Raw genomic sequence first — 18,821 nt, 5'->3', positions numbered from 1 at the left:
CTGAGCTGAAAGAATGAATACAGAGGAGAGTAATGATGGCAACAGGAAAAATATCTGCGCTGGTCACGGGTGCGAGCTCTGGAATTGGTGCCGAGTTTTGTCGGCAATTGGCAGAGCGTTGCGAGGTGATTATTGCAGTCGGTAGGCGTGAGGTCGAGCTGCAGGCGCTGGCCGCAGAGCTGTCGGCCAAGGTTGAGGTGCATTGTGTTATTGCCGACCTGACAACCGTCGAGGGGCAGACCCGAGTCATTGAAACACTGCGTCAAAAGGGCCCGGTAGATTATCTGGTCAACAATGCCGGATTTAGTACTTTGGGCGCGTTTTCTGAATTGGATCTGGCACCCCAGCAAGCGATGGTAGAGCTGCATATCACCGCGCCTATGGCTCTATGTAGGGCGGCTATTCCTTTTATGCGCGAGCGTGGCGGCGGCTTTATTATCAATGTCAGCTCGCTAGTCACCTTTGGTGCGCACCCGATGGTAGCGGTTTATGGAGCCAGCAAGGTGTTTCTGAACCATTTCTCCGAGGCACTGCAGCAGGAATTGGCGGATACCGGCATTAAAGTGCAAAGCTTGTGTCCCGGCTATACCCGCAGTGATTTTCACGGGCGCGACAGTATGCAGGGTTTTGATGCGGCGATGGTACCGGAATCTATGTGGATGGAGGCTGATGAGGTGGTACGTATTAGCCTGGCAGAGCTGGCCGGCGATCAGGTTGTCGTAGTTACCGGCGCTGGCAATCAGAGTCTAGCCAGCACCGGCCTGGAGGGGCAGATTAAACGGTTGCAGGGTTAAGCAGCAGGCGCTCAATAATAGCTTGATAGACGGTGGTCAGTTGCTCCAGAGCATCGCAGTCTACCGCTTCATTGAGCTTGTGAATGGTAGCGTTGACCGGCCCCAGTTCCAATACCTGACTACCGGTGGGTGCAATAAAGCGCCCGTCTGAGGTGCCGCCTGACGTAGAAAGCTCAGGCGTTATACCGCAGTGCTCTTCAATAGCCTTAGTCGCTGCAATGACCAGATCACCGACCGGGGTGAGGAATGGTTGTCCGCTGAGATTCCAGTCGATACTGTAATCCAGTCCGTGCGCAGTCATAATCGCCTCGGCGCCTTCACGCAGCTGGGTGTCAGTGATCTCAGTGGAAAAACGGATATTAAACTGTACCTCCAGCTCGCCCGGGATCACATTAGTGGCCCCGGTGCCGCTGTTGATATTGGAGATCTGTAGCGACGTGGGCGGGAAGTATTCGTTCCCCTCATCCCAGCGCACAGCAGTTAACTCAGCGAGTGCCGGTAGTGCACGGTGAATCGGATTGTCGGCCAGCTGCGGGTAGGCAATATGACCCTGTATGCCGCGCACAGTCAGGATAGCGCCAAGGCTACCACGGCGACCATTCTTAATGACATCGCCCAGCACTGCACTGCTGGACGGTTCGCCGACCAGGCAGTAGTCCATGGCGATAGACTGTTGCTGCAACCATTCGATGACTTTGACCGTGCCATTGACCGCCGGGCCTTCTTCGTCGCTGGTGATTAGAAAGCCTATCTGCCCAGTGTGTTCTGGGTGAGCGGCAACAAATCGCTCGCAGGCTACTACCATAGCCGCAAGACTGCCTTTCATATCTGCAGCGCCGCGACCGTAAAGTACGCCGTCGACGATGGTCGGTTCGAAGGGTGGGGTGTGCCAGTCCGCTTCGGGGCCGGTAGGCACCACATCGGTATGTCCGGCAAATACCAGTAATGGGCCGCTATCGCCGCGTTGCGCCCAGAAGTTCTCAACTTCGCCAAAGGGCAGCGGCGTGCAGTCAAAGCCAATTGCCTGCAGTCGCTGCATCATAACCGACTGGCAGCCGGCGTCGACGGGCGTTACTGAGGCTCGCCCAAGCAGGTCAAGGCATAGGTCCAGTGTAGCGGCCATCAGTTGTGCGCGTGCAGTTCAGCGTTCAGCTCGACCGCCGTGCGATTGGTCAGGCATTCGACAGTCCCGCTAACTGAGTTGCGCCTGAATAACAGATCCTGCTGCCCGGCCAGAACTCTGGCTTTGACTCGCTCAGCCACATTGCCGTCGGTATCGAGCATGGTGACGATCGTGCCCGCAGTAATATACAGGCCGGCTTCTACCGTGCAGCGGTCCCCCAGCGGAATGCCGACACCGGCGTTGGCGCCAACCAGGCAACCGCTGCCCATGGTGTTGACGATATTGCCGCCGCCAGAAAGCGTACCCATAGTTGAGGCACCGCCGCCCAAGTCTGATCCCGCGCCAATCATGACACCTGCCGATATGCGACCTTCGATCATGGCCGGTCCTTCGGTGCCCGCATTAAAGTTGACGAAGCCCTCGTGCATAATGGTAGTGCCTTCGCCTAAATAGGCGCCCAGCCGCACCCGTGCGGTATGCGCAATACGAACACCGCCAGGTACCACGTAATTGCTCATCTTGGGAAATTTGTCGACACAGCTTACTTCTAGTTCGCGATTTTCCAGTCGGGCTTGTAACTGCCGCGCCGGTAATTCTTCCAGATCGATAGCTCCTTCACTGGTCCAGGCCACATTGCGCAATACGGCAAACGCGCCAGTCAGGTCAGTGTCGTGGGGCTGTACCAATCGATGGGATAGCATTTGCAGCTTGAGGTAGGCTTCAGGAACCGAAGCGGGAGCAGCGTCGGTAGCCAACACGGAGGCTACCAGAGGTCGCGCTGAGTTCGACATGGCATCAACCGCCGTTGCCAGAGCTGGCTGCCCGGCGTCACGCAGCGCGTTTGCGAGGCCAGGCATTTGGTCGCGGGTCAGGGAAATAGCCTGGTTACCGTCGGTATAGCCCAGCAGCGACAACAATGGCTGCAGGTCCGTATCAGGCTTTAGTAGGGGCTGCGGATAGAAAACTTCCAGCCACTCGCCGTTGGAGTTCTGGGTGCCGACTCCGATACCCAGTGCATAGAGCGCTTGTGACATAGTGATGACCTGCTTCTGAAGGCCGAGTAGGATAGCAAATTCGAGATTTCCATGCATTCTCATGGCATGAAATTACGCGCCTTTTTTGTCGCTGCTGGGCTCTAGCCGGCGGCAAATGCTGCGAGTCAGGGTTTGCGTGTTTTTTTGGGGTGTTTGCGATCCGGATAGCAAGTCAGGCATATGTCGCAGACTCTACCGTCACAGCCTCGTGCCGAACAGAATTCACGACCGTAGTAGATGATCTGCAGATGCAGGTCATTCCAACGCTCACGCGGGAATAGGCGTTTCAGATCCTTTTCGGTTTGCGTCACGTTCTTGCCGCTGGACAAACCCCAGCGTTGCGCCAGACGATGTATATGGGTGTCGACTGGAAAAGAAGGTTCGCCAAAGGCCTGTGCCATCACCACGCTGGCGGTTTTATGGCCGACTCCGGGCAAGGTCTCGAGGCTATCCATATCGGCGGGAACTTCGCCTCCGTATTCGCGCATGAGAATTTTACTAAGCTCGGAAATCGCTTTCGATTTTTGTGGTGACAGGCCGCAGGGGCGGATGATGGCGAGAATGTCCTCGCGGCTTTGCTGTGCCATATCAGCCGCATTGTTCGCCAGTTTAAACAGTGCTGGAGTGACGGTGTTGACCCGCTCATCGGTGCACTGTGCACTTAATAAAACAGCCACCAGCAGGGTAAAGGGATTGTGGTGATCCAACGGTATGGGTGGGGTGGGGTACAGTGATTGCAGGCGACCCAGTATGAATTCGACTCGTTGTGCCTTGCTCAGGTTGCTCACAGCGACTCTACGTAGCGTTTGATGCGGTGAGCAGCTTCTACACACTGTGACTCCGGTGCTACTAGCGCGAGTCGTACGCGGTGGCTACCCGGGTTCAGGCCGCCGTCACTGTCTCTGGCGAGATAGCGACCCGGTAGCACGGTCAGGTTGTGCTGTTGCAACAGGCCGCGGGCGAACTCGGTATCGTCAATCGGTGTCTGTGGCCAGAGGTAAAACCCGGCTTCCGGCTGGCTGTAATCGAGGCAGTCGCCAAGAATCTCACAGACGGCGGTAAACTTGCTGCGATACAGCTCGCGGTTGTGGCGGACATGCGTCTCGTCGGACCAGGCCGCAGCGCTGGCCCACTGATTTTGCATGGGCATAGCGCAGCCCTGATACGTGCGATAGAGCAGAAACTGTTGCAGCAGAGTGGCATCACCAGCGACAAAGCCTGACCGCAGTCCCGGCAGGTTGGAGCGCTTCGAAAGACTGTGAAAGACCAGGCATCGGCGATAGTCCTGCAGTCCCATTTGCTCGCATACCTGTAACAGGCCCAACGGTGGCTGCGTCTCATCCGGATAGATTTCTGAATAACACTCGTCGCTGACAATGACAAAGTCGTAGCGCTGCGCCAACTCGATTAAAGCCTGCAGGTCAGCGGCCCCCATCACCTTGCCGGTTGGATTGCCCGGCGTGCAGATATAGAGCATCTGGCAGCGTTGCCAGACAGCCGCGGGAACGGCGCTGAAGTCTGGGCTGAACTGATTTTCTGAGGTGCAGTCCAGCAAGTGCAGATCAGCCCCGGCCAGCAGTGCTGCGCCTTCGTAGATTTGGTAAAACGGGTTGGGTGCGAGCACCAATGGATTGCTACTGCGATCAATCAGACACTGGGCAATCGCGAACAAACCCTCGCGAGTGCCACTGACGGGCAGCACCTGGGTTTCAGGGTCTACCTGTGCCAGGGAGAAACGTTGTTGCAGCCAGTTCGCGATGGCCTGACGCAGTTCCGCAATGCCTCGGGTAGCAGGGTATTTCGCCAGCAGGGGTAGGTGCTGTTGCAGGCTCTCCACGACAAATTGCGGGGCCGGGTGTTGCGGTTCGCCGATACCCAGAGTGATCGGTGCCAGCTCCGCGTTAGGTGTGATATCGGCAAATAATTTACGCAATCTTTCGAAGGGGTAGGACTGCAGACGCTCCAGATCAGGATTCATAATCGGCGTCAGGCGGCCGCTTGTTGATCGAGCTCAGTGCGAATCGCGTCTTGAATACGCTCACGGAGTTTGCTGTCAGTAATAGGCAGCTGATCTTTGGTGGTAATGAAAAATACGTCTTCAACCCGCTCGCCCAACGTGGCGATTTTGGCGGCCTGCAGTTCAATGCCGAGGTCAAAGAAGATGCGCCCAATACGGGCCAATAGACCTGGACGGTCGGGCGTGATGACTTCCAGTACGCTGAGCTGCCGCTCCTCGTCCAGACTCATGCGGGTTTCTGTGGGCATGGCGAAGAATTTGTTTTGTCGCGGTGTGCGTCGTTTTACTATTTCAGGGTAGCGATGGGCGTCGCTGAGTTGCTCGGTTAACACCTCGGTAATGTGGCGGATCCGGCCTGGATCTGCGGCAATAGACTCACCGTTGCCATCAAGCACGTAAAACGTATCCATAGCCATGCCATCTGCGGCGGTATAAATGCGTGCATCCTGAATGCTCAAGTCCAGTTGCTCCATGGAAGCAGCGGTAGCTGAAAACAGATAGTCCTGAGCCCTGGCGTGAATCAGTATCTGGGTTGCCAGCTCGGTATGAGTATCGGCGGCAGGCTTCACCAATACCAGCGGCTTGTCTTTGTCGTAGTGCATGGCGACGGCATCGGTATGCCAGACAATGTCTTCAGATTTCTCACGCAGAAAGTAGTCGTCTTCGCGGGCAGCCCACAGCTCGCCAATTTCTTCATCGGTAAAACCAAGCCCCTCGAGTTCCTCGCGCGCCTCGTTTTGGGTTTGCTCGATGACGTCTTCTCTTTCTATCTGGTTTTCCAGTCCGCGACTTAGGGCGCGCTTGGTTTCTGTATACAGTTGACGGAGTAATGAGCCACGCCAGGCGTTCCATAGTGTAGGGTTGGTGGCGTTGATGTCCGCTACCGTCATAACCAGTAGGTAATCCAGATGCAGCTGGTCGCCCATGGCGGTAGCAAACTGCTGAATCACATCCGGGTCGGTAATATCTTTGCGCTGGGCCACACCTGACATGTACAGATGACTTTGCACCAGCCACACCACCAGTTCGGTGTCACTTTCACTGAGGGCATGGTTCTCGCAGAAAATCCGTGCATCCACCGCGCCCAACTCAGAGTGATCACCGCCACGGCCCTTGCCAATGTCGTGATACAAGCCAGCAATATACAGTAGCTCACGCTTGGGCAGGCGACTGGCAACACGGCTGGTGACAGGGAATTTCTCTTGATTGCGCGGCAGCATGAAGCGCCGCATGTTCTTGACCACTTCCAGCGTGTGCGCATCCACGGTGTAGATGTGAAACAGGTCATGCTGCATTTGCCCGACAATTTTGCCAAATTCCGGCAGATATTGGCCGAGAATACCGTAGCGGTTCATGCGCCTTAGTACTCTACCCAGTTTGTAGGGGGACTTCAGAAGCTCGATAAATAGTTGGCGATTTTCAGGCTTGGCTCTGAACTCACCATCAATCAGATCGCGATGTGTGTGGATCTGACGAATTGTGCTCACGTGCACAGCTGCAACCTGCTTCAACTGCGCGCTTAAAACAAAGACCTCAAGCAGGGCGGAGGGGTCGCGGACAAAGACGTCTTCATGGCAGGTCTCAATATAGCCATTACGAATCTGGAAGCGCGCGTTGATGGCTTCGATTTGCTCAGGACCCTCACTGTGCAAAATCACCTGATCAAAGTGCTGCATCAACACTTCATTAAGCTGGGCGAGTGCCAATGCCCAGCGGTAGTACTGCTGCATAAACTGCTCTACCGCTAGCCGCTTGTCGGTGTCGTTGTAGCCAAACAAGGTGGCCAGCTCGCGTTGATAGTCAAACAGCAGACGGTCTTCCTCGCGTCCTGCCAGCATGTGCAGGCCATAGCGCACCCGCCACAGAAAATCTCTGCCATTGATCAGCGTGCTGAGCTCGTCTTCCGTCAAAAATTCTAATTCTGCCAGCTTACGCGGATTGCTCTCATCGTATTGGCGCAGGGCTATCCAGCCGATCACCTGAGTATCCCGCAGGCCGCCAGGAGAGCTTTTTACGTTGGGTTCCAGGTTGTACTCGGTGTCGGCGTATTTATGGTGGCGACGCCTTTGCTCGGTCCACTTGGCTCGGAAGAAGGCATCACTGGGCCAGATTTTTTGCGGCGATATGGCCTCTCTTAGATCGTCTAAAAGTGCTGCAGAGCCGACAATCAAGCGCGCTTCGAGTAAGGCGGTTACGACGGTAATATCGGCCTCGGCTTCTTTGACACACTGCTCAATGCTACGCACACTGTGTCCGACTGCCAGTTTTATATCCCAGAGCAGAGTGACAAACTGTTCAATGGACGTCAGGCAGCCGTCGCACCCGGTACCGGTCAGCAGCAGTAGGTCAATATCTGAGCCAGGATGTAACTCCCCGCGGCCGTAGCCGCCGACGGCCGCCAGCGTTATCTCGGCGTCTTGCCAGTCGAACTGCTCCCAAAGGCTACACAGCAGGGTATCAATGAAGCGTGCGCGCAGGCGAATCAGCGATTGAATGTCGGCGTCAGCGCGGAAGGCGTTGTCGAGGTGGTCGCTGGCTTGTTGACACAGAGTTTTGCTCAGCGCGCGAAAGTCATCGCTGGCCGCAAATTGTTTGCTCAACAGTGCCTTGTCCAGTAACTCCGTGGGCAGTTCAGCAAGGGCTGCGGTGGTATTATTCATGTGCGCGGAAAGCTCTCTGTGCTGCGGGTGGTAAAAACTTCGCAGCCGGTCTCAGTCACTGCGAGCGTGTGCTCCCATTGAGCCGACAGGCGGCCGTCTTTGGTAGTTACGGTCCAGCCATCCTTGCGGTTCAGTTTTACATCGCGGCGACCTGCATTGAGCATGGGCTCAATGGTGAAGGTCATGCCCTGTTTCAACTCCAGGCCGGTGCCGGGTTTGCCGTAGTGCAGTACCTGCGGATCTTCGTGAAAAATGGCGCCGATACCATGGCCGCAGTATTCACGGACAACGGAGTAATAATGCTTCTCCGCATACTGCTGAATAACATGACCAATATCGCCCAGAGTGGCGCCAGGGCGCACCTGCTCAATACCCAGGTAGAGGCACTCCTGGGTAATAGCCATGAGCCTTTCCGCGTGGGGGGCTACGTCGCCAATGGGGAACATCTGGCTGGTATCACCGTGGTAGCCATCCTTTATCACCGTAATGTCGATATTGACGATGTCGCCCTGTTTGAGCACCTTTTTATCGGCAGGTATACCGTGGCAGACAACTTCGTTTATAGAAGTGCAGATAGATTTGGGAAAACCGTTGTAGTTTAGCGGTGCCGGAATAGCATTCTGTACATCGACTATGTAGTCATGACAAATGCGATCCAGTTCGCCGGTGGTGACACCGGGTACTACGTGTGGCGCGATCATCTCCAGGACTTCCGCAGCGAGCCGTCCTGCGACACGCATCTTTTCGATTTCTTCTACTGATTTGATGGATACTGACATAGTTCGTGGGCCACAGGTGATAACGAGGCGCCCTTTAGGGGGCAACCGACAAAAGCGGGCATTTTAACCCATTTTCACTACCAGTAAGCAAATTTCCAATCCAAAACAGCAGGTTAGCCAGAAAACAGGTTTATTCGGTTTGTCTTATATGCTATAAAGCGCGCCACTCGGGGCAGTTGCCTCGGGAACAACGACACACACATGTCGTCACATGGTTCAGGGTGCCGCTTTCAAAGGTGGTTGGAGCATGGGATATGTGGAGGTTTAACCCAACTACAGGACTAATGTCATGACGCAAGTAAGCATGCGCGAACTGCTACAGGCAGGCGCACACTTTGGACACCAAACCCGCTACTGGAACCCTAAAATGGGTCAGTACATCTTCGGTGCCCGCAACAAGATCCATATCATCAACCTCGAGCACACTGTGCCGGCTTTTAACGAAGCTTTGGAAATGGTGCGCAACAAGGCTTCCAACAAGAACAAGATCCTCTTCGTCGGCACCAAACGTGCGGCTGGAAAGCTGATCAAGGAAGAAGCAGAGCGCGCCGGCATGCCTTATGTCAGTCATCGCTGGCTTGGCGGTATGTTGACCAATTACAAGACCATTCGCGCTTCTATCAAGCGTTTGCGTGACCTTGAAGCGCAGGCTGCTGACGGTACTTTCGATCGCCTGACCAAGAAAGAAGCTCTGATGCGCAGCCGTGACATGGAAAAACTGGAGCGCAGTATTGGTGGTATTAAGGAAATGGGCGGCCTGCCCGACGCGCTGTTTGTGGTTGATGTTGATCATGAGCGTATCGCGATCACCGAAGCCAACAAGCTCGGTATTCCGGTCATCGGCATAGTCGACACCAATAGTGACCCGGATGGCGTTGATTACGTTATCCCCGGTAACGATGATGCGATTCGCGCGATCAAGTTATACGTTAAAAGTGTTGCTGACGCCTGCCTGGCGGGCAAAGCTGACGGCGGTGACCTCACAGCAGTTTCAGTTGATGAGTTTGTTGAAGCAGAACCCGAAGTTGCGGTTGAAGCTGCGGCGCCGGAAGTTGAAGTAGCGGCGCCGGAAGTTGAAGCAGCGGCACCAGTTGCTGCAGAAGCTGCTCCGGCAGAGCCTGTTGCTGAGCCGGCGGCCGAAGAAGCACCCAAGGCTGCTGAGTAAAGCGCATATAGCCGCTGACCAGGGGGCCTTTGGCCCCCTATTTCATAGAACAATTTATCTGCTCCCAAGAGGGAGTTCAAGGGAGGTATTCTAATGTCTATCGCACTGGTAAAAGAGCTGCGTGAACGCACTGGATTAGGCATGATGGAGTGCAAAAATGCACTCAAGGCTGCCGACAACGACGTTGAAAAAGCGATCGAAGAATTACGCAAGTCCAGCGGTATGAAGGCCGCCAAGAAGGCAGGCCGTACGGCTGCTGATGGCGTGGTAACTGTGCAGGGCGCAGACGATGCAAGTTATGCAGTATTGTTGGAAGTGAACAGCGAAACCGATTTTGTTGCTCGCGATGAAAACTTTTTGGGTTTTGTAAATAGCGTGGCCTCGGTTGCCTTTGCCAAACGCCAAACCGATGTTGCTGCGTTGATGGAAGGTGAGCTGGAAACCAATCGTGAAGCTCTGGTGCAGAAAATTGGTGAAAATATCAGTGTCCGCCGGGTATCCGAGTTGAGTGCCGAAGACGGCGTTGTTGGCAGCTATGTACATGGCAATAAGCGTATCGCTGTGCTGGTGCAATTGCGCGGCGGTGACGTCGAGTTGGCACGTGACGTGGCAATGCATGTCGCCGCGGTGAACCCGCAGGTGGTTGCCGCTGACGATATGCCCGAGGAATTGGTTAATAAAGAGCGAGAAATTTTCACGGCGCAAGCTGCGGAAAGTGGTAAGCCGCCAGAGATTATCGAGAAGATGATCGGCGGTAGAATCAAGAAGTTTCTTGCTGAGAACAGCCTGCTGGATCAGTCCTTTGTTAAAGATCCGGACCTCACTGTTGGTAAGCTCGTGAGTGCGGCCGGTGCCGAAGTAGTAGCGTTTATGCGCTATGAAGTGGGTGAGGGCATTGAAGTGGAACAGGTCGACTTTGCTGACGAAGTGGCGGCTCAGCTGAAGAGCTGATCGCGAGCCTGAGGGCTAAGCCGGGCGGTTGGCTATACGGGGTTCAAAACCGTAGCAGCCACCGCCCTTTTTTGTGCCTGATAGGTGGGCTTCTTGCCATCACTTGATGGACGCTGAGGTGCGCCGCAGGTAACATACGTGCACATATAGGTAGTGGTGGTTTATGACTGGTTCAGCTGGCGACAAAAAGTATAAGAGAATCCTGCTCAAGCTTAGTGGTGAGGCACTCACGGGGAAGGATGCGTTCGGGATAGACCCCGCCATTCTTGATCGTATGGCGCTGGAAATAGGGCAGCTGGTTGGTATAGGCGTGCAAGTGGGTTTGGTCGTGGGCGGGGGTAATCTGTTCCGTGGTGCAGCTTTGCAGGCCGCGGGCCTGGATCGGGTCACTGGCGATCATATGGGTATGCTGGCGACGGTAATGAACGCTTTGGCCATGCGTGATGCTCTGGAGCGCTGTAATATTTCCACTCAGGTAATGTCGGCCATACCCATGAGCGGTGTGGTAGACCACTACGACAGACGCAAGGCCATGCGTGCATTGACAAATGGCGACGTGGTTATCTTTGCTGCCGGTACCGGCAACCCGTTTTTTACCACCGATTCATCGGCTTGCCTGCGTGCGATCGAAGTTCAGGCAGAGTTGATGCTCAAGGCCACCAAAGTCGATGGGGTGTACTCAGCTGATCCGGTCAAGGTTAAGGACGCCGTCAAGTACGATCGACTTACTTTTGACGAAGTGCTGAACCAAGAGTTAGGGGTTATGGATCTGACCGCCATTATCCTCTGTCGCGACCACGACTTACCGGTACGGGTATTTGAAATGGAAAAACCGGGCGCTTTGCTGGGGATTGTAGTCGGCGGTACCGAGGGCACACTCATACACTGTTAATACTCGTATGCGGGGCACCTACTGCGCCCCAGGGGAACGATAATGATAGACGACCTAGAACAGGAAGCGGAAGAACGCATGGGCAAAAGCCTGGAAGCGTTGAGCCACAACTTTAATAAAATCAGGACCGGGCGCGCGCACCCCAGTTTGCTCGATGGTATTCGCCTTGACTACTATGGATCCGACACACCGCTTAATCAGATGGCCAACGTATCGGTAGAAGATGGACGTACGCTGAATGTGGTGCCCTGGGATAAGTCTATGGTGGCGGATATCGAGCGCGCAATCATGAAATCTGATCTCGGCTTAAACCCTTCTACTGCCGGGGAGGTGATTCGCCTGCCCATGCCGCCGCTGACCGAGGAAACGCGCAAGACCTTTATTCGTCAGGCGCGCGCAGAAGCGGAATCTGCCCGAGTCTCGGTGCGCAATGCGCGTCGTGATGCCATGGCGATGCTGAAGGAACTGCTAAAAGACAAGGAAATTTCAGAAGACGAAGAGCGCAAGGCGGAGGGAGAGGTACAAAAGCTGACAGATCGTTTCGTCGCTGAAATTGAAAAATCCCTGACCGTCAAAGAAGCTGATCTGCTGGAAATATAGTGTCCCTGATACCCCATCATATTGCCATAATCATGGATGGCAATAATCGTTGGGCAAAACGTCGCAACCTGCCCGGAGTTGCCGGTCATAGGGCCGGCGTAGAAGCTATCCGCAATGTGCTGCGCGCCTGCAACAAAAATCAGGTAAAAGTGCTGACTCTGTTTGCTTTTAGCAGTGAGAACTGGGGCCGGCCGCGCAACGAAGTGCGCAGCCTGCTGGCGCTGTTCTCGCGATATTTGCGCAATGAAACACGTGAGCTGCATGCCGATGGTATACGCATTCGGTTTATCGGTGAACGTGACAAATTCAGTGCGCGGTTGCGACGTCTGATGCATGACGCTGAGACACTCACCGCTAACAATACCGATACTACGCTGGTGATTGCGGCTGACTACGGCGGCCAAGGGGATATTACGCAATCCGCCCGTGAACTGGCGCGTCAGGTTGCCGAGGGGCAAATCGCCTGGCAGGACGTTACCGTAGAGCGGTTGGATGCCGGTACCTCACTGGCTTCCTTGCCGGACCCGGATTTGTGTATTCGAACCGGCGGTGATCATCGCATCAGTAATTTTATGCTGTGGCAGTTTGCGTACACTGAGCTGTATTTCAGCGATATTCTGTGGCCAGACTTTGGCGAGCCCGAGTTGGAACGCGCGATAGCTGACTTTGCCGGTCGTGAGCGCCGCTTCGGCCTGCGCGAGGGCGAAGGCAAGGCTGCCGGTAAGGGCAAAGGCGGTGACCGCAATGCTTAAACAGAGAATTATAACTGCGCTGGCGCTAGTTGCTTTACTGGTGTCTGCAGTAGCTTTTCTGCCACTGCCTGGACTGGCGCTGTTTCTGGCGACGGTTGCATTGGTGGGCGGCTGGGAGTGGTCTAACCTCGCGCATTACAAGTCGCTGCCGTTACGGATGGCTTTTTGTTCGTTGCAGGCGCTGGTGATGCTTTGGATGTATGTCAGTTGCCGCCTTGGCGATGTCCCGGACACCGCTGCGGTGCAACAGCTGTTAGGGGTAGCCGGTGTCTGGTGGGCGCTGGCTTTGCTCTGGGTTAAGGGCTATCCCGCCAGTGCCGGGCTGTGGGGCAACCCCTTTATGCTGGGCCTGATGGGTTTGCTGGTGATTACGCCGGCGTGGCTGGCAGTGGTGTTTTTACTCAGTTATAGCCACGGTCCTCTGTTGTTATTGTTTATGGTGGTGGTTATCGCTTGCGCGGATGTCGGTGCCTACTTCGCAGGGCGTGCCTGGGGTAAGCGTAAATTGGCACTGCAAGTCAGCCCGGGCAAATCCTGGGAGGGTGTCTGGGGTGGTTTGCTCGCCTGTGCGATGCTCGGTTGCGTGGTGTTCCTGGTGTTGCGGCCACCGCAGCTTGGTCTGGCGGGTATTCTTGCTGTCATTTTGGCAACGGCGATGGCCTCGGTGCTGGGAGATCTGCTCGAGAGCATGGTCAAACGTCATCGTGGAGTGAAAGACAGCGGTACTATTTTACCCGGCCATGGCGGTCTGCTCGATAGAATTGATGGCCATACCGCGGCCGCACCAGTGTTCGCGCTGGGTTTGATACTGGCAGGTTGGTAACCGCGTTATGCAAGCCCTGCGTTTAGTTACCGTTCTTGGCAGCACTGGTTCTATCGGCGTCAGCACGCTGGATGTGATTGCACGCCATCCCGAGCAGTTCGAAGTTTATGCCCTGACGGCACGTCAGTCAGTGGCGGTAATGTTAGAACAGTGTCAGCAATTTCGGCCGCGCTATGCGGTTATGCTGGAGCCGGAAGCCGCCGCGCAATTGCGGCAACAGCTGCTGGCGCAAGGGCTGCCAACACAGGTCCTCAGCGGTGCGTCCAACCTGGTTGAAGTGGCGGCAGATGCAAAGGTGGATATTGTGATGGCGGCTATCGTCGGCGCGGCCGGGCTGGCGCCGACATTGGCGGCTGCGCAGCAGGGTAAGCAGGTGTTGCTGGCGAACAAAGAAGCGCTGGTAATGGCCGGTGGCCTGTTCATGAGTGCGGTGCGCGACGCAAATGCGGTGCTGTTGCCTATCGATAGTGAGCACAATGCTATTTTTCAATGCCTGCCGTCCAACGCGCAGGCGCAGATTGATAAACGCGGATTCCGCAAAATACTGCTGACGGCGTCTGGCGGTCCGTTTCGCGACTGGTCAGCAGAAGCCATGCGCGAGGTAACGCCGGACCAGGCCTGCGCCCACCCCAATTGGGATATGGGGCGCAAGATCTCGGTAGATTCGGCTACTTTGATGAATAAGGGGCTGGAATTGATTGAGGCCTGCTGGCTGTTCGATGTCAGCGCTGCTGATATTGAGATTGTGGTTCATCCACAGAGTATTGTGCATTCGATGGTGCAGTATAATGACGGCTCGGTGCTGGCGCAGCTGGGTAACCCCGATATGCGCACGCCTATTGCCTATGGGCTAGGCTGGCCCGAGCGGATTGATTCGGGTGTCGCTGATCTGGATATAGTGGCGGCTGGGCAGCTCGATTTTGAGGCTCCGGATGAGCAGCGCTTTCCTTGCCTGCGCCTGGCGCGAGAGGCGGTGGAGCGGGGCGGCATATGTATGGCGGCGTTAAATGCCGCCAATGAAGTGGCGGTGGAGGCTTTTCTTGAAGAAAGGATCTCATTCACCGCCATAGCCGAAGTGATCGAACAGGTGTTACAGCAGACAGTCAACGCTGAACCTGTGACGTTGAATGTGGTCCAACAAGCTGACAGTACCGCGCGTTTGATGGCGCGAGACGTGATTAGCGGGATGAGTTAATGGAATTGATTTACACCATATTAATTACCCTGTTTTCGCTGGCACTGCTGGTGACAGTGCATGAGTTTGGCCATTTTTGGGTGGCGCGCCGCTGTGGAGTGACAGTATTGCGTTTCTCAGTAGGCTTTGGGCGTCCCTTGTTAACCTGGCACGATCGTCATGGTACTGAGTATGTCATTGCAATGTTGCCGTTGGGTGGCTATGTGAAGATGCTGGATGAGCGGGTTGAGGAAGTCACTCCCGGCGCTGAAGATGGCGCGTTTAACCGCAAGTCAGTCTGGGCACGGATTGCGATTGTGGCGGCGGGTCCCGCGGCCAATCTGATTCTGGCAGTGGTCGCCTACTGGTTTGTGTTTATTGCTGGTGAAACCGGTATTGCGCCTATTATCGGTAAGGTAGAGGCGGATTCAGTCGCTGCGGTGGCGGGATTGGAAACGGGTCAGGAGATTGTGGCTATTGACGGTCGCGCAACGCCCACCTGGCAGGCGGTGAATTTTCGTCTTTTAGACCGTATTGGTGATAGCGGACCACTGCACTTTTCAGTGCGCTATCCGGATTCGGATCTGGTTTATCAGTCTACCGCTACCCTACAAAATTGGTTGGCTGACAGCGAACAACCTAATCTGGTGGCCGGCCTTGGCATACAGGTTATGCGTCCGCCTATTCCGGTGATTCTGGATGAAATTGTCGCTGATAGCCCGGCTGCTGCTGCCGGGTTACGCTCTGGCGACCGGGTTTTTGCGGCGGATGGCCAACTGATGCCCGAATGGCAGCAGTGGGTGGAGTATGTGCGTGCGCGTCCCGGCACAGAAATGCTGCTCGAATACGAGCGCGATGGCGTCGCAGCGCAGGCGTTGCTGATACCCGCACGCAAGCAGTCGGACGATGGTACGACCTATGGTCAGGTCGGAGTGACCGTAAAAGTGCCCGAATGGCCACCGGAAATGGTCCGCGAATTTCATTATGGACCTTGGTCTGCTCTGGTTGCGGCGACGACGCGCACCGGAGATTTGGTGATATTTACCCTCAATTCAATAAAAAAGATGCTCACCGGTCTTATTTCTACGAAAAACTTGAGTGGGCCGATTACCATTGCTAAAGTTGCGACCGCTTCCGCCGAGAGTGGGCTGGAGTCTTTCATCGCGTTTTTGGCGCTGTTGAGTGTAAGCCTTGGTGTAATCAATCTGTTACCGGTACCGGTACTGGATGGTGGCCATTTGCTGTTTTATAGCCTGGAAGCCTTATTCGGGCGACCGGTACCTGAAAAATTGCAGGTAGTGGGTTACCAGGTGGGCTTGTCCATCATCATGGGGGTCATGGTGTTGGCTTTATATAACGATATTACCCGGTTGTAAGTGATGGCTCTACGCCACCCACACGTTGCCCTTCCGCAAGGGCCTGAAACAGGTATCTAAATAAGTTGATCACGCGTTTTACCAGGTTTATAGCTGCAGTTCTGCTGTTATTGCCCTTGGCCCAGTCACCACAGGCGCAGAACAGCTCCTTTATTGTCTCGGATATCCGGGTCGAGGGGCTGCAGCGTATTTCTGCGGGTTCTGTCTTTGCCGCGATGCCGCTGGCGGTAGGTGATCTGGTCGATGCCGGCTTGATTCGCAGTTCGGCGCGCGCGCTGTTTGGCACCGGTAACTTCGACGACATTCAAATTGGTCGCGACGGTAACGTGCTGGTGGTAATGGTGGCGGAGCGTCCTAGCATCTCAGAAATCATTATTGACGGTAACAAGGCAATTGAAACAGAAGCGCTGTTGGACGGCCTTAAGGGTGCCGGTCTGGCCGAGGGCCAAGTGTTCAAACGCTCCACTCTGGAAGGTATGCAGATGGAGCTGCAGCGCCAGTATGTTATGCAGGGCCGCTACGACGCCGCTATCGAAACGGACGTAATACCGGAACCGCGTAACCGGGTATCGGTCAATATCGATGTCGATGAAGGCACCGTTGCCGTTATCAAGCATATTAATGTGGTCGGCAATGAAATATTTGATGACGAAGAGATCGGTGATCTCTTCACGTTGAAGACCACGGGACTGCTGTCATTCTTTACCAACGACGACAAGTATGCGCGGGAAAAACTCAGTGGTGACCTTGAGAAGCTGACCTCTTACTACATGGACCGCGGCTACCTGCAATTTAGTATCGATTCTACCCAGGTTTCAGTCGCTCCCGAAAAGGACGCGGTATTTATTACTGCGAATATCAGCGAGGGAGAGAAGTTCACTGTCGACTCGGTCAAACTTTCAGGCGATCTGGTCTTGCCAGAGGAAGACCTGAAACGCTTTTTGCTGGTTCGCGAAGGGCAGACCTTCTCGCAACAAATGGTCACCAGTACCGAGGAGTACTTGACCCAACGTCTGGGTAATGAAGGCTATAACTTCGCCAAGGTAAGCGGAATTCCTGAAATAGACGAAGAGACCAATACGGTCAATATGAAGTTCTTTGTTGACCCAGGCAAGCGTACCTATGTGCGCCGTATCAGTTTCCGCGGCAATACCAAGACTATAGATGAAGTCTTGCGGCGGGAAATGCGGCAAATGGAGGGAGCACCAGCATCCTCACAGTCTATCGAAACTTCGCGCATCCGTCTGGAGCGTCTGGGCTTCTTCAAACAGGCGATAGTCGATACGCCGGAAGTACCGGGTCACGATGATCTGATCGATGTGGAATTTGTTGTTGAGGAGCAGTCCTCGGGCAGTATTGGCGCCAGCTTCGGCTACGCTCAGGGTACCGGGCTCATTTTGGGGGTGAATCTGCAACAGGATAACTTCCTTGGCTCGGGAAAACGCGTGGGTATTGGCCTCAACTCCAGTAGTTATCAGGACTTTTATAACTTCAGTTATACCAACCCCTATTACACAGAGGATGGTGTTAGCCGCGGGTTTAATATCTTCTATCGCTCGACTGACCTTGAAGAGGTCAATGTTGCCAGTTACACCACCGACACGCTCGGTGGCGCAGTAAACTTTGGTTACCCGATCAAGGAAACCGAGCGCCTGGGTTTCAGTGTAGGCGTATCCAACACTAAAATTACCGCAGGGCGTTTTGCTGTGCAGGAAATCAAGGCCAGCCCGCGCCTACTGCAGGGGGTCGATTATTGGCATACCAGCACGCTGGATGTGCGCGATGACGGCACTCTGTTTTACACCGAACCGGAAGTGATTGAGCCGCTAAGTGAACTGGAGCTGAGCCAATTGACACTGCCCAGCCAGTTAGGTTTCTTGGACAAAAATGGTGATGAATACCTCAACTGGACCCTGACCAGCAGTTGGACTCAGTCCACTCTTAATCGCGGTCTGAACGCTACTCGCGGTGCCTCGCAGTCGGTAGCGCTGGAAGTGTCCATGCCAGGCAGTGACCTGGAATTCTATAAATTGACCTATCGCGGTGAATACTACATGCCGCTGTATCGCAGCTTTACGCTGCGCTTCCGTACCGAATTGGGTTACGGCGATGGCTACGGCGAGACGACAGAATTGCCGTTTTATGAGCATTTCTTTGCCGGTGGCTTTGGCTCGGTACGTGGCTTTGAGAGCAATACACTCGGGCCGCGCAGTACTCCGGCGAAACTCTATCGCTCTGAGCAGCCGGTGACCGCCATCGATGCGGACGGTAACCCAACAGAATTGGCAAATTTCCTCAGTTATCGTGAGGTCGATGGCAAACTGGTTGTTGAAGACGTCAATGACGTGCCTGACCCGTTTGGTGGCAATGTATTGATTGAGGGGGGTGTTGAACTCATTTTTCCGCTACCCTTTATCAAGGATCAGCGCTCTATACGCTCGGCGTTTTTTGTGGATGCGGGTAATGTCTTCAATACCGGTTGCCGGCCGTCACAGATTAATTGTTTCGACATTGAAGGTGGCGAAATCAGGGTTTCAGTGGGTGTTGGCGTGACCTGGATCACCGGCTTCGGGCCGATGACTTTCAGTCTTTCTAAACCGCTGAATACTGGTCCTTTCGACGAAGAAGAGCCGTTTCAATTTACCCTCGGACGAGGTTTCTAGTTTTTTTTACAAGTACGG

The 18,821-nt window shown here is 54.8% G+C and carries 15 protein-coding genes and 1 pseudogene; 10 read left to right on the top strand and 6 right to left on the bottom strand.

Features of this window, described 5'->3' with window-relative positions; all coding sequences use genetic code 11:
* The first annotated feature begins 35 nt into the window (after positions 1 to 35).
* Entirely contained in the window at positions 36 to 794 is a 759-nt protein-coding gene (locus EYC98_RS15000; RefSeq protein ID WP_279246186.1) for an SDR family NAD(P)-dependent oxidoreductase, read from the top strand.
* Here the strand turns inward: EYC98_RS15000 and dapE are convergent.
* The 6 genes from dapE to map all read right to left on the bottom strand — a co-directional run bounded on the left by dapE (position 775) and on the right by map (position 8,407).
* Positions 775 to 1,917 carry a succinyl-diaminopimelate desuccinylase gene (gene dapE / locus EYC98_RS14995; RefSeq protein WP_279246185.1) on the bottom strand — a complete coding sequence of 381 codons (1,143 nt, stop codon included), beginning with the start codon at positions 1,915 to 1,917 and terminating at the stop codon, positions 775 to 777. The genes EYC98_RS15000 and dapE overlap by 20 nt on opposite strands.
* Positions 1,917 to 2,951, bottom strand: a complete 1,035-nt coding sequence (dapD, locus tag EYC98_RS14990) for a 2,3,4,5-tetrahydropyridine-2,6-dicarboxylate N-succinyltransferase (RefSeq protein WP_279246184.1) — start codon at positions 2,949 to 2,951, stop codon at positions 1,917 to 1,919. Before dapD ends, dapE begins: the two co-directional genes overlap by 1 nt.
* 125 nt (positions 2,952 to 3,076) lie before the next feature.
* On the bottom strand, positions 3,077 to 3,730 hold the full coding sequence (nth, locus tag EYC98_RS14985) for an endonuclease III (RefSeq protein ID WP_279246616.1): 654 nt from the start codon (positions 3,728 to 3,730) through the stop codon (positions 3,077 to 3,079).
* 5 nt (positions 3,731 to 3,735) lie between these two features.
* Positions 3,736 to 4,929, bottom strand: coding sequence for a succinyldiaminopimelate transaminase (dapC, locus tag EYC98_RS14980; RefSeq protein WP_279246183.1), 1,194 nt, complete (start codon positions 4,927 to 4,929; stop codon positions 3,736 to 3,738).
* 8 nt (positions 4,930 to 4,937) lie between these two features.
* Entirely contained in the window at positions 4,938 to 7,628 is a 2,691-nt protein-coding gene (gene glnD / locus EYC98_RS14975) for a [protein-PII] uridylyltransferase (RefSeq protein WP_279246182.1), read from the bottom strand.
* Entirely contained in the window at positions 7,625 to 8,407 is a 783-nt protein-coding gene (map, locus tag EYC98_RS14970; RefSeq protein ID WP_279246181.1) for a type I methionyl aminopeptidase, read from the bottom strand. Before map ends, glnD begins: the two co-directional genes overlap by 4 nt.
* A 289-nt stretch (positions 8,408 to 8,696) precedes the next feature.
* On the opposite strand from map, the pseudogene rpsB reads away from it, so the two are divergent.
* From rpsB to bamA, 9 genes and pseudogenes are all read left to right on the top strand, one after another.
* Positions 8,697 to 9,440: pseudogene (gene rpsB, locus EYC98_RS14965) on the top strand (30S ribosomal protein S2); the annotation flags it as partial.
* Between the two features lie 225 nt (positions 9,441 to 9,665).
* Complete coding sequence (gene tsf, locus EYC98_RS14960; RefSeq protein WP_279246180.1) at positions 9,666 to 10,523, top strand: translation elongation factor Ts; 858 nt, start codon at positions 9,666 to 9,668, stop codon at positions 10,521 to 10,523.
* A gap of 163 nt (positions 10,524 to 10,686) precedes the next feature.
* Positions 10,687 to 11,415, top strand: a complete 729-nt coding sequence (pyrH, locus tag EYC98_RS14955) for a UMP kinase (RefSeq protein WP_279246179.1) — start codon at positions 10,687 to 10,689, stop codon at positions 11,413 to 11,415.
* A gap of 42 nt (positions 11,416 to 11,457) precedes the next feature.
* A complete protein-coding gene (gene frr, locus EYC98_RS14950; RefSeq protein WP_279246178.1) occupies positions 11,458 to 12,015 on the top strand; it encodes a ribosome recycling factor in 558 nt (185 codons plus the stop codon).
* Complete coding sequence (gene uppS, locus EYC98_RS14945; protein WP_279246177.1) at positions 12,015 to 12,767, top strand: polyprenyl diphosphate synthase; 753 nt, start codon at positions 12,015 to 12,017, stop codon at positions 12,765 to 12,767. Before frr ends, uppS begins: the two co-directional genes overlap by 1 nt.
* Complete coding sequence (locus tag EYC98_RS14940; protein ID WP_279246176.1) at positions 12,760 to 13,590, top strand: phosphatidate cytidylyltransferase; 831 nt, start codon at positions 12,760 to 12,762, stop codon at positions 13,588 to 13,590. The genes uppS and EYC98_RS14940 overlap by 8 nt, the downstream gene beginning before the upstream one ends.
* Positions 13,591 to 13,597: 7 nt before the next feature.
* Positions 13,598 to 14,785, top strand: a complete 1,188-nt coding sequence (gene ispC / locus EYC98_RS14935; RefSeq protein ID WP_279246175.1) for a 1-deoxy-D-xylulose-5-phosphate reductoisomerase — start codon at positions 13,598 to 13,600, stop codon at positions 14,783 to 14,785.
* Positions 14,785 to 16,140 carry a sigma E protease regulator RseP gene (rseP, locus tag EYC98_RS14930; protein WP_279246174.1) on the top strand — a complete coding sequence of 452 codons (1,356 nt, stop codon included), beginning with the start codon at positions 14,785 to 14,787 and terminating at the stop codon, positions 16,138 to 16,140. The genes ispC and rseP overlap by 1 nt, the downstream gene beginning before the upstream one ends.
* Before the next feature lie 65 nt (positions 16,141 to 16,205).
* The gene (gene bamA / locus EYC98_RS14925; RefSeq protein ID WP_279246173.1) at positions 16,206 to 18,803 is read left to right on the top strand and encodes an outer membrane protein assembly factor BamA; all 2,598 of its coding nucleotides are present in this window, start codon (positions 16,206 to 16,208) and stop codon (positions 18,801 to 18,803) included.
* Positions 18,804 to 18,821: the final 18 nt, after the last annotated feature.

Origin of the sequence: Candidatus Litorirhabdus singularis, from assembly GCF_026262625.1 — a bacterium.
GTDB classification, from domain to species: domain Bacteria; phylum Pseudomonadota; class Gammaproteobacteria; order Pseudomonadales; family Halieaceae; genus Litorirhabdus; species Litorirhabdus singularis.
The sequence above is the reverse complement of the archived record's forward strand: the minus strand, read 5'-3'. Positions and strand labels throughout refer to the sequence as shown.